A 15,630-nucleotide genomic window follows, 5' to 3' on the forward strand; every position below is an offset into this window, starting at 1 on the left:
GCACCGATGGAAGGTCTGCTGGACCACATGCTCAGAGACGCGCTGACCCGCGTCGGCGGCATCGACCGCTGCGTCTCCGAGTTCATCCGCATCACCGACATGCTGATGCCCAACCGCGTCTTCACCCGCATCGTGCCGGAGCTGCTCAATGGCAGCCGGACCGCCGCCGGTGTGCCGGTGCGGCCGCAGCTGCTGGGCTCCGATGCGGTCTGCATGGCCGAGAACGCGGCCAAGCTGGCGGCGCTGGACCCGGAGGGCATCGATCTGAACTTCGGCTGCCCGGCCAAATGCGTGAACCGCCATCGCGGCGGCGCGGTGCTGCTGGACGAGCCCGAGCTGATCGCCCGTATCGTCGGTGCGGTGCGCCGCGCCGTGCCGGCCCATCTGCCGGTCTCGGCCAAGATGCGGCTGGGCTATCTGGACGACTCGAAGACGCTGGACTGCGCGCTGGCCATGGTCGAGTCCGGCGCCGAGGAGCTGGTGATCCATGCCCGCACCAAGGCCGATGGCTACAAGCCGCCGGCCTACTGGGACCGCATCGCGGCGGTGCGTGCCGCGGTCCAGGTGCCGGTGATCGCCAATGGCGAGATCTGGACCGCCGCTGATGCCGAGAACTGCCGCGCCCAGTCGCGGTGCGAGGACTTGATGGTGGGCCGGGGCATGGTGGCCGATCCGGGGCTGGCGCTGGCGATACGCAGCGCTGCAGCGCTGCCGCTGCCCTGGGCTGAGCTGCTGCCGCTGATGGAGGTCTTCTGGGGCCAGGTTCGCCGCCATGTCGAGACCCGCCATCAGGCCGGCCGGCTCAAGCAATGGCTGAACTATCTGAAGCGCCGCTACCCCGAGGCCGAGCAGGCCTACTGGCGGGTGCGCACGATCAACGAGCCCGGGCAGCTGGAGCGAGAGTTCTTCGGCTGGGCGCCGATCAAAGAGGCCGCATGAGAGTCGCCCTGCACCCACTGCTGCTGGCCTGGCTGCTGCTGATCGCGGCCGCCGCCTGGGCCCAGGAGACGGTCGACACCACACTGGACAGCGCGCGCACCCAGCTGGAGCAGATCCGCAAGCGACTGGGGGGCGATGTCCGTGACGGCAAGCCGCTGGGCGATGCCGAGCTGGCCGACTTTCGCCGCCAGCTGCTGACGCTGCAGCAGCGCGCCGAGGCGATTGCCCTGGAGCAGGCGCCGCAGTTCGACAGCGCGCAGGCGCGTCTGGCCGAGCTCGGCCCGGTGCCGGCCGAGGGCAGCGAGGCCGGCGATGTGGCCGAGCAGCGCCGTGCGCTGAAGAAAAGTAGCGAGCTGCTGGACACCCGGATGAAGCTGGCACGGCTGCTGGCGCTGGAGAGCGAGCAGTTGTCCGACGAGGTCGGCGGGCAGCGGCGGGCGCGCTTTCGGGCCGAGCTGTTCGAGCGCACCGACTCGGTGCTGGCGCCGAGTTTCTGGAACGATTTGCGCAGCGGGCTGACGCGCGATACCGCGCGGCTGCAGCAGTTCAAGCAGCGCCTGAGCGACGCGGTCGCGGGCAGCTCGGGGGCGCGCTGGCTGGCCCTGGCGGGCGTGCTGCTGGCGGCACTGGCGCTGCGCGTGTGGCTGGGCCGCTGGCTGACCGAACTGGCCTCGCAGCGCACGCCGCCGGGCCGCGTGCGGCGCTCGCTTTACGCGGTGCTGCAGACCCTGCTGGCCATGCTGGTGCCAGGTGTTGCCGCCTATGCGCTGGCCCTGGGCCTGAGCGAGAACCTGGCCGACGGCGACCCGCTGCGCCCGCTCTTGGCCAGCAGTGTCGGCGCGGTATGTTTTGCCGCCTATATCGCCGGCCTGGGCCACGCGCTGCTGACGCCGCGCCGGCCCTCCTGGCGCCTGCTGCCATTGCCCGACTCGGTGGCCTTGGGCCTGCGCTGGTACCCGACCCTGATCGGTGCGGTCACCTTCGTCGGCTGGTTCATGCAGCGCCTGAGCGGCGGCCTGTCGCTGAGCCTGGCCATCGAGGTGGCGGTCAACGGCGCGTATGCGCTGGCCCTCGGTGCGGTGCTGGTGCGCACCGTGCATCGCGGCGAGCAGCTGCGCCGTCGCGCGATGGCCGAAGCCGACGCCGAGCAGGCGACCGATGACGCGCGACCGACCTGGCTGACGCTGAGCCTGGTGGCTGTCTGGGGCATTCTGGTGCTGGCCTTGCTGGGCATCGTGGTGGGCTATGTCGCGCTGGGCAGTTTTGTCGTGCGCCAGATCACCTGGATTGCGGTGCTGGCGCTGAGCGCCTATCTGCTGAGCCTGCTGATCGACGATGCCGCCACCACCTGGCTGATCGACGACGACGAGTCCTTGGGCGAGACCCGGCCCCGGCCCGGCCGCGCGCTGCGCAACCAGGCGGTCGTGCTGGGCTCCGGTGCGCTGCGGCTGACGATCTGGCTGCTGGTGCTGGTGCTGATACTGGCGCCGTTCGGCGAGAGCCCGGCCGATCTCCTGCAGCGCACCGACCAGCTGCGCGAGGGCATCGCCGTCGGCGAGCTGCAGCTCAAGCCCACCGCGCTGCTGCAGTCGCTGCTGGTCTTCCTGCTGGCCTTGCTGGCGCTGCGGGCGCTGAAGTCCTGGCTCAGCGAGCGCTTCCTGCCGACCACCTCGCTGGATGCCGGCATGCGCAGCTCGGTCACCACCTTGCTGAGCTTTCTGGGCACCGTGGTGGCCATCGGCCTGGGGCTGTCTGCCATCGGCCTGGAGCTGGAGAAGGTGGCCTGGATCGCCAGCGCGCTGTCGGTGGGCATAGGCTTCGGCCTGCAGGCCGTGGTGTCGAACTTCGTGTCCGGGTTGATCCTCCTGGCCGAGCGGCCGGTCAAGGTCGGTGACTGGGTGGTGCTGGGCGGGCCGGGGCCCGGCTTCGAGGGCGATATCCGCCGCATCAATGTGCGCGCTACCGAGATCCAGATGGGCGACCGTTCCACCGTGATCGTGCCGAACTCCGAGTTCATCACCAAGATCGTGCGCAATGTGACGCATCAGAACCCGGTCGGCCTGGTGCAGATCAAGCTGCCGATGCCGCTGGACTGCGACACCGCCAAGGTCAGCGAGATCCTGCGCCGCGCCTTCGAAGAACACGATGATGTGATGGACACGCCGGCACCCAATGTCCAGCTCGACGGCATCGACAAGGGCCAGCTGGTGTTCAATGCCACCGGCTTCGTCGCCTCGCCGCGCCAGAGCTATGGCGTGCGCAGCGCCCTGCTGTTCCGGGTGCTGCAGGACCTGCGCGAGGCCGGGGTGCCGCTGTGGCAGGCGCCGGGCCTGGTGCTGCGCGAGGCCCCGCCGCCCGAACCCCCGCCTTCCGAACTTCCTCCCAAGCAAGAGTCATGAGCACCTCTTCGAGCAACAGCCGCCTGGTCTATTCCACCGACAGCGGCCGCACCTGCCCCAGCTGCCGCCAGGCCGCCGCCGACTGCCGCTGCAGCAAGACCAAGCCCATCCCGGCCGGCGACGGCATCGTGCGCGTCTCGCGCGAGACCAAGGGCCGCAAGGGCAAGGGCGTGACCCTGATCAAGGGCCTGGCGCTGGACGAGGCCGGGCTGAGCACGCTGGCCAAGCAGCTCAAGGCCAGCTGCGGTTCCGGCGGCACGGTCAAGGACGGCGTCATCGAGATCCAGGGCGACCATCTCGAGACCGTGATGGCCCGGCTCACGCAGGCCGGCCACAAGGTCAAGAAGGCCGGCGGCTGAGGGCTATCTGCCCCTGAAGATGCGCGCCGCCAGCACGCTGGCCACCAGCACCAGCAGCGCGCCGGCCATCGCGCTGAGCTGCAGCGATTCGGTGAAGACGGCCCGGGCCGCGCCCAGCAGCTGCTCGCCGGCCTGGCCGCCGTGCTGGCTGGACAGGGCCTCGGCCGCCGCGATGGCGCCGCCCAGCGTGGCCAGGCTGGCCTCGCCCTCGCGCGCCGACAGGCCGGCCGGCAGCGCGCCGGCGAGCTGGGCCCGGTAATAGAGGCCGCCCAGGCTGCCGAACACCGCCACGCCGAGCGCGGCACTGAATTCCGAGACGGTTTCCGAGATCGCCGAGGCCGCGCCGGCCCGCTCCGGCGGTGCCGAGCTGATGATCATTTCATTGCCTATCGTGAACACCGGCGCCAGTCCCAGGCTCATCACGATGGTGCCCGGTATCAGCCAGAGCAGGCCGCCACTGGCCAGGCCGACCAGGCCGAAGCCCAGCGCCGCCACCACCAGGCTCCACACCACCACGGCCACCGGTGGCCAGTGCCGGGCCAGCCGCGGCGCCAGCAACGAGCCGGCGACGAAGGACAGGGCCCAGGGCAGCGTGGCCAGGCCGGCCTGCAGCGGCGCCAGGCCCAGCACCAGCTGCAGATACTGGGTGATGAAGATATAGACCCCCATCATCGCCAGGCAGGACAGGCCGTAAGCCGTGATCGCGGCCGAAAAGCGCGGCAGCGCGAACAGCTTCAGGTCCAGCAGCGGATAGCTGAGCCGGCGCTGGCGCCGCACAAAGGCCCAGGCGATGGCCAGCCCGCCCAGCAGCAGTGCGGCCGCCGGCCAGCTGGGGCCATGCTCGGCCGTCCACTTCAGCGCCAGCACCAGGCTCAGCGCGGCCAGCAGCGACTGCGCCGCACTGAGCAGGTCCAGCGGCCCGGCGTCCGGATCGCGATACTCGGGCAGCAGGCTGGGGCCCAGCAGCAGCAGCAAGAGCATCACCGGCACCGCGACCAGAAACACCGAGCCCCACCAGAAGAACTGCAGCAGCACGCCACCGACCAGCGGGCCGACGGCCGCGCCGACCGAGAAGCTGGCGATCCAGATGCCGATCGCGAACTGGCGCTCCTGCGGGTCGTGGAACATATTGCGTATCAGCGACATGGTCGATGGCGCCAAGGTCGCGCCGGCCACGCCCAGCAGAGCCCGCATCGCGATCAGCATCGCGGTGCTGTTCGAGAAGGCCGCGATGATGGAGGCCAGACCGAAGGCGGCCGCGCCGATCAAGAGCAGCTTGCGCCGGCCGATGCGGTCGCCCAAGGTGCCCATGGTGATCAGAAAGCCCGCCACCATGAAGCCGTAGATGTCGACGATCCACAACAGCTCGGAGGCCGAGGGTTTGAGCTCGGTGCTGAGCGAGGGCAGGGCCAGATTGAGCACCGTCAGGTCCATCGAGTAGACCAGGCAGGGCAGGGCGATCACGGCCAGGCCGGTCCATTCGCGGCGGCCGGCTTTGGGGGGAGCGGTATCGATGGGGTTCATGGCGCTTCTTGTTCGTACACCAGCATCGCGGCGGCCAGGTCTTCCAGCGCGCTGCCGACCGATTTGAAGACCGTGCGCTCATTGGCGCTGTGCCGGCCGCTGCGCAGCCGGCACAGCGCGGCCAGGTCGCCGCGCACATGGTCGGGGCTGATGACGCCGCTGGCCAGCGGCTGCAACAGATCGCCGCTCTTGCGCAGCGCCTCGTCGGTATCGACCCATAGCGAGGCGCCGGCGAAGCAGGCGTCGTCGGCCTCGCGCATGGCCGGGGTGAAGCTGCCGATCAGGTCCAGATGGCTGCCGGGGCGCAGCCATTCGCCGCGTATCAGCGGCTCGGTGGCGAGGGTGGCGCAGCTGACGATGTCGGCCTCGGCCACCGCGCGGGCCAGGTCCGGCACCGCCTCAATGTCGATGCCCGCGCCGAGCTGCCCGGCCAAGGCCGCCGCTGCCTCGGGCCGGCGTGTCCAGACCCGCACCCGTTCGAGGGTGGGCAGCACGGCGCGATAGGCCTCGGGCAGCAGGGCGGCCACCCGGCCGGCGCCGACCACCAGCAGGCTGCGCGCATCCGGCCGGGCCAGCCTTGATGCCGCCAGTGCCGAGGCGGCGGCGGTGCGGCGCGAGGTAATCTCGTCACCGGCCATGCTGGCCAGCGGCCGGCCGGTGCTGGCGTCATACAGCAGATAGCTGGAGAACAGGCCGGGCAGGCCCAGCGCCGTGTTGCCCGGCGCGATATTGACGGTCTTGATGCCCAGGTAGCGGCCCGGCAGCCAGGCCGGCATGATCAGCGTGGTCAGCGAGCCCTGACCCTGCTCACCGGCGATGCTGTGCACATGGCGCGGTGGCACCTCGCAGCCGCTGATGAAGAGGCGCTCCAGCGCTGCGATCAGCGGCGCAAAGGCCAGGGCGCGGCGGGTGGCATGGTCGTCAAAGGTCTGGATCATCATCGTCCTGCTGTTGCCGGCGCATTCTCGCCCCGGCCCCGCCTGGATTTGTCAGCAGCCGGGCCTCAGCGCGAAGCGCCGGGCGCTGGGCGGCACATCGCCCATTCGTCCGGCTCGACACCGCACAGCGCGCCCAGGTCCGCATCGGCGGGCGTGAAGCCCAGGCGCTGCAGCAGGCGCAGCGAGCGGACATTGGGTTTCTTCAGCACGGCCGTCAGCAGCTGCACCCGGTAGTGCCCGGCCAGCTCGTCCAGCATCAGGCTGACCGCCGCATGGGCCAGGCCACGGCCCCAGAAGCGGCTGGCCATTTCATAGGCGATGGCGGCGCGGCCGTCGGGGTAGACGGTGGCCTGCACATAGCCGGCCAGCTCCTCGCTGGGCCGCAGCCGTATCACCCAGTTGAGCCACAGCTGCTGGCCGTCCGCCGACTGCCGGCTCTCCAGCCAGGCAAAGCGCTCGCTCAGCCAGGCCAGCGAGCTCGGCGGCGCATTCTCGTGGGCGTAGATGGCCGGGTCGCAGAGCAGCGCAAACATCTCGGGCGCATGGGCCCGGACTTGCGGCTCCAGGCGCAGCAGTTCGGTCTCGAGGGTTCGCATCGGCTCAGAACAGCTGCTGGCCACGGCCATAGGGGGCCGAGCGGCGCCCCATCACCCAGTCGCCGATCAGGCGGTAGTAGCCCTCGGTCACCTGGGTGTAGTGGCGGCTGCCGTCGGCCGCCTGCGTGAACTCCCACATGCCGTGGTCGGTGTCGGGGAAGAGATAGAGATTGATGGTCTTGCCCTCGCGCTTGAGCCGGCCCAGGCGCTCGCGTGTCACCTCGCCGGGAGCCTCACGGTCGGCCCCGGCCATGATCCACAGCAGCGGCGCCTGCAGCGCACGCAGCTCGCGCATCGCGTCGTAGTGCCAGATCAGGCCCAGATTGTCGTGCAGGGCCGGGCCGAGCCGGCGCAGCGTCGCCTCGTCGCTGGCCAGCAGCGCGCCGGTGAATTCGCCCTTGATCTGGGCCAACCAGGGTTCCTTCGCATAGCGCCGCTTCAAGGTCGCCAGCCGCTGATAGCCGCTGCTGAAGTGCGAGGCCACCAGCGCCCCGGTGGCCTCGGTCAGCTCGCGCGCCTTGGCCAGCGTGGCCGGGCCATAGCCGGCTTCACGCAGCTCGGCCATCACCTGGTCGCGGTCCTCCTCTAGCGGCGAGAGCATCAGGCCGAAACCCACCACCACATAGTCGGCGCCGCTGCGCCGCGCGGCCAGCGGCGCGACCCAGCCGCCCTGGCTGAAGCCGGCATAGCCGAAGCGGCCATACCGGCCCGCCGCGAGCCGGCGCGCCTCGGCCGCGGCGGCCATTGCGTCCTCGGCCAGCAGCTCGAAGTTCTGCGTGTACTGGCCCTCGGAGCTGCCGGTGCCGCGCTTGTCGTAGACGAATACCGACATGCCCTGCGAGGCCAGCAGATAGGGATAGGCCGAGCCTACAGCTGCGGTCTTCTCCGAGCCATGCACATGGACGGTCAGCGGCGGTCGCGTCGTGGCGGCATCGGGCGGCTCGATCAGCATGCCGGCGAGCTCGCTACCCTGGCTCTTGAAGCGCAGGGCCGTCTGCCGGTAGTCGATTCGCGGCCAGATCTGCCAGCCCTCGGCGCCCGCGCCGCCGCTACGCACCTGCAGCCCCTCGGTCGTGCAGCGCAGCAGTGCACCCGCCGCGCCGACGCCGCCCCGGCGGCCGTCGACAAAGACATAGCGCTGCGCCGTCGCGCCCTGCGGCGTGTCGGTGACGACGACGCGCTCGGGCGTCGCGTCACCGTAGATGCCGGCCGGGCAGGCGGCCAGCGCCGTCGTGGTGGAGAAAGCGGCGAGGCTGCTCAGCAGCAGAGTGGCGGCGGAGGTCGTCATGGCGAAGCTGTGGTCAACGCGGGAGGCCAGTGTGGCTGGCTTGTGCCGGCCGGTGGGCATCGGTGCGATGAAGTGCGGTGCCCTGGTGACGAATAGCGGGCGCGCCCGCCTTGCCTATCAATCGACCGAGAACTCCGCGACGAAGTCGGCGGCACCCTGGGCCGCTGCGGCGATGTTGCGTGCATGAGCGATCGCCCCCTTCGCCGTGGCCTTGGCCTGCGTCTCGAAACTGTGATCGCCGCCTATCACCGCGACACGCGCCTTGCCACCGGCATTCAAGGCCGCAAAGCGGTAAAGAAAGGCCGGTGCACACAGCGGATCGCGGTCCCCGGCGATGAAGCTCGTCGGCCGCGACTCCTCGGCCAGGCCCGGATAGTTGGCCTCGGCCACTCCGTGTGGCATGGTCTCGTCCTTGGCCTGGGGGCTGCAGATGGGCGTCAGGAAGAGTCCGCTGCGCAGGGCCGGGTCGGCGCGCAAGGTGCGCCAGGCCACCACCGAGCCCATCGACTTGCCGCCGACCGAGATCCGGCCTTTGTCGACGCGGGCATCGGCTCGCGCCAGCGCGAGCACGCTGGCCATGTCCTCCAGCTCAAGACTCAGATCCTCGGAAGGCCGCCCGGGCTTGCCGTCGGAGGGGCTGAAGTAGGCCCAGTTGAAACGGTAGACCGCGATACCTGCAACGTTCAGGCGGCGCGCGCTTTGCTCCAGGACGGGCAGGGCCATGTGATAGCCGGTGCCGCTGGCGAGCACCACAGCCGGGAACGGCCCGGGGCCAGCAGGGAAGTCGGCCTGGACCTGGAGCGTGGCACCGCGTGGTGTGCGTGCCGTCAGTGTTTGTGCATTGACGGACAAGGTGAGGGCCAGCATCAGGGCGAGGCCTGTGGCGAGTCGACGCGTTTTCATCGGTGGGCAGCTTGAGAAGGTGTCATTGACAGGCGGGGACCTGAGGCGGGAGCTCCTGCTCTGTGCGATTCTCCGTGCGAAGGCTGGGCTCATCCACCACCCGAAACGGCGGCTACGAACTCGGCCTTCGCCTGGGTGTACAGCTCCCGATCAGCTGCATGCTGCAGCGCCAGCCGGCCTTTCAGCGCGAGGTAGCGATCCGCCAGCTTCGGGTCGGCCCGCAGCGCATCCCGAAAGTGCAGGCGCTGGCGCCAGACGGCTTCGCCGAGGACCACGAGATGCAGGTGATGGGTCCGGCGGCCCTGCGCATGCCGCATCAGCCAGCGGCGGTCCGACAGTGTGGCGTTGAACTCGGCCGAGCTCGTGTAGCCGCTGCGGGTCAGCGGGTCGACGAGCGAGTCGGCCACGGCCATCGAGGCCACACCGGCCAGGATGTCGATGATGGGTTTGGCGCTCATGCCCTCGACAGCGGTGCTGCCGAAGTGCTGCACATCCAGCAGCAGGTCGGGAAACAAGGCCAGCAGTCGCTGCCGCTCGGCCTCGAAAAGCACGGGCCAGTTCGGGTCATAGGGCCGCAGGCTCACCGCCATCATCGATGGCCTGTTGCAGCGATTCATCGTCGGTCACTGGGTCCACTCCCGCAGATCGTTGCTCATTGCCTCTGCGCCAGCATGGCCCACAGAAAGCCCTCGCCGAACAGCCCGCTTTCAGCCGGCCGCTGCGGCTTCATCTGGCGCAGCTGGCGGATGCGAAACAATGTGCTGCCTTCCCAGATCTCGCGCAGCGCGGGCTCGCTATAGCCGAGCCCGCCGCCCAGGCTGCGGCGCTCATAGACTTCGGCATCCGACAGGCCGCTGCCGCCCTCGGGCCGAAAGCAGACCATGCCGAAGTGCCCGGCCGGCTTCAGGGCGGCGGCGACCAGCTGCAGATAGCTGTCCCGGCGGTGCGGTGGCAGGTGATGGAACAGGCCCGAGTCATAGACCAGGTCGTAGCCACCGGGTGCCAGCTCGAGGTCGAAGACCGAGGTCTGCTGCAGCCGCAGGCTGACACCGGCTTCGCTTGCGCGCTGCGTGGCCCAGGAAATCGCCGCCTGCGAATAATCGACCGCTGTGACCTCGGCGAAACCCGAGCGCGCCAGCAAGACGGCATTGCGCCCATTGCCGCAACCCAGATCCAGCGCCGTGCCGCGCGGCGCGATCAGGCCGTCTGCGAGCCATTCATGCAGACACTCGTCCGGCGCGCTGCCGAAGAAGGGCACCGGCCTGGCCCGGTCAGCGTAGAAGCCGTCCCACCAGGCGCTGTGCCGGTCGGCCAGCAGCGCGTCGAGGGCGGCGAGCTCGGCTGGGGATTGCGGATGCTGAAGGAAGTTCATGGTGTGGCGCTGGGCTTTGACAGGACTTGCAAGAGATCAGCCCGGCTGCTGCGGCAAACTCAGCACCACACTCAAGCCCCCATCGCGACGGTTGCTCAGCGCGATGCGCCCGCCGTGGGCCTCGGCGATCTCGCGGGCCAGGGCCAGGCCCAGGCCGGAGCCGCTGCGCTTGGTCGAGTAGAAGGGCAAGAGGGCCTGGCTCAGCACGGTCTCGCTCATGCCGGGGCCGCCATCGGAGACGGTCAGGCGCAAGTCCTGACCCTCATGGGCAACGCCCAGCGTGATGGCCTCGGGCGGGCCGCCGGCCTCGTGGGCGTTCTTCAGCAAGTTGATCAAGGCCTGCTCGATCTGCGCCGCGTCGAAGTGACCGGGCCGCTGCGGCAGCGCGCCGTTCAGGTGGAAGCTGTAGTGCGCGCCCAGGCGCTCCAGCAGGGTGGCCCAGTCGACCTCGGCGGGCTGCGGCGCCGGCAGCTTGGCGAAGCGGGCATAGCCGTCGAGGAACTGGTGCAGATGGCGGGCGCGGTCGCCGATGCTGGCGAACACGCCGGGCAGGCGGGCGAGGTGCTCGGCACCGCCCCGGCGCGCCAGCTCGGCACCGCTGTGGGCCAGCGAGGAGATCGGCGCCAGCGAGTTGTTCAGCTCGTGGCTGATCACCCGTATCACCCGCTTCCAGCTCGCCACCTCCTGGCGCGACAGCTCGCGGGTCATGCGACGCAGCAGGCGCAGGCGGTGCGGTCGGCCCTGCAGACGGAACTCGCGCTGCGACAGATGGAAGCTCTCCTCGGCGCCGTCCAGCTCCAGGCTGAACAGGCCGTCCTGCTGGGTCTGCATGGCCTCGCGCAGCGCGGCCGGCGCCTCGGCTAGCAGCGCGCTGAAGTCCGCGCCCTGGATACTGCGGCCCTCGGCCAGCAGCTGGCGGGCGGCGATATTGGCATAGACCACGCGCTCGCCGGCATCGCTGAGCACCAACGCGACGGGGGTGTTCTGCACCACGGTGTCCAGCAGCAGCTCGCGCTGGGCCAGGTGCTGGCGCTGCTCGCGCAGCGCATGGCCCAGTTCCTGGTGCAGGCGCATCAGCGCCTGCATCTCGATGCTGGCGCCGGGCGCATCGGCTGCGATCGAGCTGCCGAACTCGCCGTCGCGATAGCTCAGCACCGCGCCCTCGAGCGCACGCAGCAGGCGCGCCAGCGGCGCGCTGAGCCCATGGGCGATCAACCAGGCCAGCGGCAGCAGCAGCGCCGCGGTCAGCGCCAGCGCGGCCGGCGCGCTCAACGCGGGCTGGCCCAGCAGGGCCAGCAGCTGCGGCAGCGGCCAGACGCTCAGGCCGGCATGCAGGGCCAGCGTGCCCAGGCCCGTGGCGACCAGGCCCAGCGTCAGCCGCATGGCCAGCGTGTTCAGCCGCGTCATTTCAGCCACATCAGGCCGCGTCCATGCCGTAGCGCTCCATGCGCCGATAGAGGGCCTGGCGCGACAGGCCCAGCGCCTGGGCCGCGCGGCTGACCACGCCGCCGGCGCTGTTCAGCGCGGCCTGCACGGCTTCGCGGCTGGGCTCGTCCAGATTGCGGTGGGCCGCCGGCGCCGGCAGGGCCAGCAGCTCCGGCCCTATGGTCTGCCCGCCGGCCAGCAGGGCGGCTCGCTCGATGACATTCTTCAGCTCGCGCACATTGCCGGGCCAGGCATGGGCCAGCAGCGCGGCACGGGCGCCCTCGCTGAGCGTGGCGCGCCCGGCCAGAAAATGCTCGGCCAGCGGCAGGATGTCCTCGCCGCGCTCGGCCAGGGCCGGCAGCGCGATCTCGATGACATTGAGCCGGTAGTACAGGTCCTCGCGGAAGCTGCCGGCGCGCACCATCGCGCGCAGATCGGCATTGGTGGCGCTTAGCACGCGGACCTTGACCTCGCGCGTGCGGCTCGATCCGAGGCGCTCGAAGCGGCCGGTCTCGAGCACGCGCAGAAGCTTGACCTGGCCGGCCAGCGGCAGGTTGCCGATCTCGTCGAGAAACAGCGTGCCGCCGTCGGCCGCTTCGAAGCGGCCCTCGCGGGCCCGGGTCGAGCCGGTGAAGGCGCCGCTCTCGGAGCCAAACAGCTCGGCCTCGATCAGCTCGCCGGGCAGGGCGCCGCAGTTGACCGCGACAAAAGGTGCGTCGGTCAGGCCCGAGTTCGCATGCACGATGGCCGCGACCCGCTCCTTGCCGCTGCCATTGGGGCCGGTGATCAGCACCGGCGCCGCCGAGCGGGCCACCTGGCAGGCCAGCTCCAGGCAGCGCAGCATCGCGTCGGACGCGAACACCAGGCCGTCGAGCCGGTAGCGGCCGGCCAGCGCCTCGTGCCGGCGGCGCCGCTCGCGGCGGCCGCTGTGCAGGGCGCGGCTGCTCTCGGCCAGCTCCAGCAGGTTCTCCACCGTGGCCAGCAGCTTGGCGTCGTCCCAGGGCTTGGCCAGGTAGTCGGCGGCCCCGGCCTTGACCAGGGCCACCGCGCTCTCCAGATGGGTCCAGGCGGTCAGCAGTATCACCGGCAGGTCGGGCCGGGCCGCACGCAGCGCCTTGAACAAGACCTGACCCTCAAGCCCGGAGGTGGTGTCGGCCTGGAAGTTCATGTCCTGTATCACCAGGTCCACGTCCTCGCGTTCGAGCAGGGCCAGGCCCTGGGCCGGGTCCGGCGCCACCAGCGCGCGGATGTCGTGCAGCGAGAGCAGCAGGGCCAGGGCCTCGCCCACGCCGGGGTGGTCATCGATGATCAGAACGGTGCGCATTGGGAGCGGACTTTAATTCAGCCCCCGCATCACCAGCATCGGCGGCAGCGCCGCGGCGCGGCGCGCCGGGCCCAGCACGGCCAGCTGGCCCAGGGCCCACAGCAGCAGCGCGCCGATGGGCAGGTAGAGCAGCGGCAGGCGCGGCAGCTCGTACTGCGTCATCAGGAGCAGATTGATGCCGTAGGCCAGTGCCATGCCCAGCGTGATGCCTATGCTGGAGAGCAGGAAGTTCTCGGTCTGGAAATAGCGCAGGATCTGAGCCCGGCTGGCGCCCAGGGCGCGGCGCGTGCCTATCATGCGGCTGCGCTGCTGCACCCAGAAGCTGGCCAGGCCGACGATGCCGAAGGCCGTCACCACCAGCATGGCCGCGCAGACCGCCAGCAGCAGGCCCACCATGAAGCGGTCCTGGCGGTAGTAGTCGGCGCGCATATCGGCCAGGCTGCGCTGGTTGCGCACCACTCGCTTGGTGCCGACGCTGCCCTTGACCAGGGTATCGACCGCGGTCTTCAGCACCGCGTCGCGCTGCTCGGGGGCGACGCGCAGCACATAGCTGCCGCCGCGGTAGCTGCTGCGTATCGGCAGCATCACCGCGTGCAGGTCGGTTTCGTCGCGGCCTCGCAGATAGGGCGAGGGCAGCCGCTCCAGCACGCCCACGACGCGCTGCGGCGCATCCGGACCGTAGAGATAGACCAGTTGCCCCAGTGCCGAGCGACCCGGCACCAGGCGTTCGGCCAGGCGCTGGTTGATGATGACGGCCGGCACCTTGGGCTCGGCGTCGTCGCGGAACACCGCCGAGGCATCGGCATACTCGGCCGGCTCGAAGTCGCGGCCCTCGACCAGGCGCAGGCCCAGGGTTTCCAGCCAGCCCTCGCCGGCGTTGTAGGCGCTGACGCTGATGCCGCGTTTGTTGGGATCGGGCGTGGTGCGCAGGCCGCTGCCGTAGGAGCTGGCGCCGAAGGGAATCTGGTTGACCAGCACGGCGCTCTTGACGCCGGCCAGGTCGCGCAGCGCGCGCAGATCGCTGCGGGTCTGCACCTCGGCATTGTCGGCGCGCACGACGCCGGCCATGCCGATCACCAGCAGCTCCTGGTCGGCCATGCCGGTGGGCGCGCCGATCAGGTCCAGGCGCTCGCTGATCAGGAATAGCGCGTTGGCGACGATGGCGCAGGTCAGCGCGATCTGCAGCACGATCAGGCCGGCCGCAGTCTTGTGGCGCTTCAGCGTCGAGAGAATCGGCAGGATGTCCATCATTGAGCCTTCAGCTGGATTGCGGGAGTGATCTGGCAGGCCCGCCAGGCCGGCAGCAGGCCGGCGATCAGGCTGGCCAGCAGGGCCAGGGCCAGGGTTGTGGCCAGCATGACCGGGTCGAGCCGGGCCAGCTCGGCATGGGCACTGCCATCCTGGCGCACGGCCCACAGCCCGGCCCAGGTCAGCGCCAGGCCCAGCAGACCGCCGACCAGACCCAGGCTGCCGGCCTCGACCAGGAACTGCGCGAAGATTGCGCGCTTGGACGCCCCCAGCGCGCGCCGCACGCCGATCTCGCCGCTGCGGCGCAGGCATTTGGCCAGCAGCAGGCCGACGGTGTTGGTCAGGCAGACCAGCAGGAAACCGAAGGCCAGCCAGAGCTGCAGCCGGATGTCGCTGGGCACGGCCTTGCGCACCAGCAGCCAGTCCATCACCGACAGCAGGCGGGCATTGGCGGGCCGCTCGAAGCGCCCGGCGCTGCGCTGCTGTTCGCTGTAGTGGTTCAGATGGCTGCGGTAGGCCTCGCGCTGCTCGGCCGTGTCGAGCTGGACCCAGTACTGGACCCAGGCACAGGGAGCGTTCAGCTCGCGCGGGTCGTTGACGCTGCTGTTGCCCCAGCAATTGGTATTGCCCGAGGTGCCGAAGCGCAGCGCCACCGCGGTCTGGAACGGCGCATAGACCTGGGCCGCCTCGCTATAGGCGCCCAGCGTCAGGTCGAAGAAGTGGGGCGCCGGGCGCCAGCTGTCGAGCACGCCGACGATGGTCAGGTCCTTGTCGCCGATGCGCAGCAGCTTGCCGACGCTCATGCTGCTGCCGAACAGACGCTCGCTGAGCTCGCGCGAGATCACCGCGACGCGGGCCTGGGCGCTGTCATCGGCGGCGCTCCAGCCCTGGCCCTGCAGAAAGCGCGGCTCGAACATCGCGAAGAAATCGCTGCTGGCCCAGCGGGCGCGCACGTTGAACGGGGTCTGCTCGGGGCGGCCCGAGCCGGCCGGGTCCAGCGCCACATCGCCGCCGCTCATCATCACCTGGTGCACGCCGCGCGCCTCGCGCAGCAGGGCCTCGGCATCGAAGCGGGTCAGCTGCAGGCCGGGCTCTTCGCCGGGCGTGTAGTCGCGCATGCCCTCGGCATCGAGCTGCACATTGAAGAGCCGCGCGCTCTTGTGCGGGATCGGGTCGCCGGCCAGCACGCGGAACACCGTCAAGGTGGTCATGCAGGCGCCGACGCCCAGCGCGATCGCGATCACCATCAGCGCGCTGAGGGCTTTGCTGCGCCTGAAGCTGCGCAGCGCCAGGGAGAGGTAGTAGCTGAACATGA

At 70.4% G+C, this 15,630-nt stretch carries 14 protein-coding genes; 3 read left to right on the forward strand and 11 right to left on the reverse strand.

All coding sequences use genetic code 11. The features are described 5' to 3' along the window. Nucleotides 1-6: 6 nt before the first annotated feature. From ABGI63_RS22495 to ABGI63_RS22505, 3 genes are read left to right on the forward strand one after another with little or no spacing between them, the layout of a single operon-like run. Nucleotides 7-939 (forward strand): tRNA dihydrouridine synthase, encoded by a 933-nt coding sequence (locus tag ABGI63_RS22495; RefSeq protein ID WP_349744826.1) that lies wholly within the window; start codon nt 7-9, stop codon nt 937-939. After that, nucleotides 936-3,338, forward strand: coding sequence for a DUF3772 domain-containing protein (locus ABGI63_RS22500; protein WP_349744754.1), 2,403 nt, complete (start codon nt 936-938; stop codon nt 3,336-3,338). The genes ABGI63_RS22495 and ABGI63_RS22500 overlap by 4 nt, the downstream gene beginning before the upstream one ends. Continuing rightward, nucleotides 3,335-3,697, forward strand: coding sequence for a translation initiation factor Sui1 (locus ABGI63_RS22505; protein WP_349744755.1), 363 nt, complete (start codon nt 3,335-3,337; stop codon nt 3,695-3,697). Before ABGI63_RS22500 ends, ABGI63_RS22505 begins: the two co-directional genes overlap by 4 nt. A gap of 3 nt (nt 3,698-3,700) precedes the next feature. Here ABGI63_RS22505 and ABGI63_RS22510 read toward each other — a convergent pair whose 3' ends face one another. The 11 genes from ABGI63_RS22510 to ABGI63_RS22560 form a co-directional block, all read right to left on the reverse strand. Continuing rightward, on the reverse strand, nt 3,701-5,221 hold the full coding sequence (locus tag ABGI63_RS22510; RefSeq protein ID WP_349744756.1) for an MFS transporter: 1,521 nt from the start codon (nt 5,219-5,221) through the stop codon (nt 3,701-3,703). Beyond that, nucleotides 5,218-6,156, reverse strand: a complete 939-nt coding sequence (gene lhpI, locus ABGI63_RS22515; protein WP_349744828.1) for a bifunctional Delta(1)-pyrroline-2-carboxylate/Delta(1)-piperideine-2-carboxylate reductase — start codon at nt 6,154-6,156, stop codon at nt 5,218-5,220. Before lhpI ends, ABGI63_RS22510 begins: the two co-directional genes overlap by 4 nt. A gap of 68 nt (nt 6,157-6,224) precedes the next feature. Then, the gene (locus ABGI63_RS22520; protein ID WP_349744757.1) at nt 6,225-6,755 is read right to left on the reverse strand and encodes a GNAT family N-acetyltransferase; all 531 of its coding nucleotides are present in this window, start codon (nt 6,753-6,755) and stop codon (nt 6,225-6,227) included. Nucleotides 6,756-6,759: 4 nt separating this feature from the next. After that, nucleotides 6,760-8,043: an alpha/beta hydrolase family protein gene (locus ABGI63_RS22525; RefSeq protein ID WP_349744758.1), complete on the reverse strand. Its 1,284-nt coding sequence runs from the start codon at nt 8,041-8,043 to the stop codon at nt 6,760-6,762. 117 nt (nt 8,044-8,160) lie between these two features. Further along, nucleotides 8,161-8,946 carry an alpha/beta family hydrolase gene (locus ABGI63_RS22530; RefSeq protein WP_349744759.1) on the reverse strand — a complete coding sequence of 262 codons (786 nt, stop codon included), beginning with the start codon at nt 8,944-8,946 and terminating at the stop codon, nt 8,161-8,163. An 89-nt stretch (nt 8,947-9,035) separates the two neighbouring features. Next, nucleotides 9,036-9,539 carry a GrpB family protein gene (locus ABGI63_RS22535; RefSeq protein ID WP_349744761.1) on the reverse strand — a complete coding sequence of 168 codons (504 nt, stop codon included), beginning with the start codon at nt 9,537-9,539 and terminating at the stop codon, nt 9,036-9,038. Nucleotides 9,540-9,598: 59 nt separating this feature from the next. Then, on the reverse strand, nt 9,599-10,318 hold the full coding sequence (locus ABGI63_RS22540; protein ID WP_349744762.1) for a class I SAM-dependent methyltransferase: 720 nt from the start codon (nt 10,316-10,318) through the stop codon (nt 9,599-9,601). Nucleotides 10,319-10,354: 36 nt separating this feature from the next. Further along, complete coding sequence (locus ABGI63_RS22545) at nt 10,355-11,725, reverse strand: sensor histidine kinase (protein WP_349744764.1); 1,371 nt, start codon at nt 11,723-11,725, stop codon at nt 10,355-10,357. A gap of 10 nt (nt 11,726-11,735) precedes the next feature. Next, nucleotides 11,736-13,067: a sigma-54-dependent transcriptional regulator gene (locus tag ABGI63_RS22550; protein WP_349744766.1), complete on the reverse strand. Its 1,332-nt coding sequence runs from the start codon at nt 13,065-13,067 to the stop codon at nt 11,736-11,738. Between the two features lie 12 nt (nt 13,068-13,079). Continuing rightward, complete coding sequence (locus tag ABGI63_RS22555; protein ID WP_349744767.1) at nt 13,080-14,318, reverse strand: ABC transporter permease; 1,239 nt, start codon at nt 14,316-14,318, stop codon at nt 13,080-13,082. Then, on the reverse strand, nt 14,315-15,628 hold the full coding sequence (locus ABGI63_RS22560) for an ABC transporter permease (RefSeq protein ID WP_349744768.1): 1,314 nt from the start codon (nt 15,626-15,628) through the stop codon (nt 14,315-14,317). The genes ABGI63_RS22555 and ABGI63_RS22560 overlap by 4 nt, the downstream gene beginning before the upstream one ends. Between the last annotated feature and the right edge of the window lie 2 nt (nt 15,629-15,630).

Source organism: Roseateles cavernae, from assembly GCF_040187885.1.
Lineage (GTDB): Bacteria > Pseudomonadota > Gammaproteobacteria > Burkholderiales > Burkholderiaceae_C > Roseateles_E > Roseateles_E cavernae.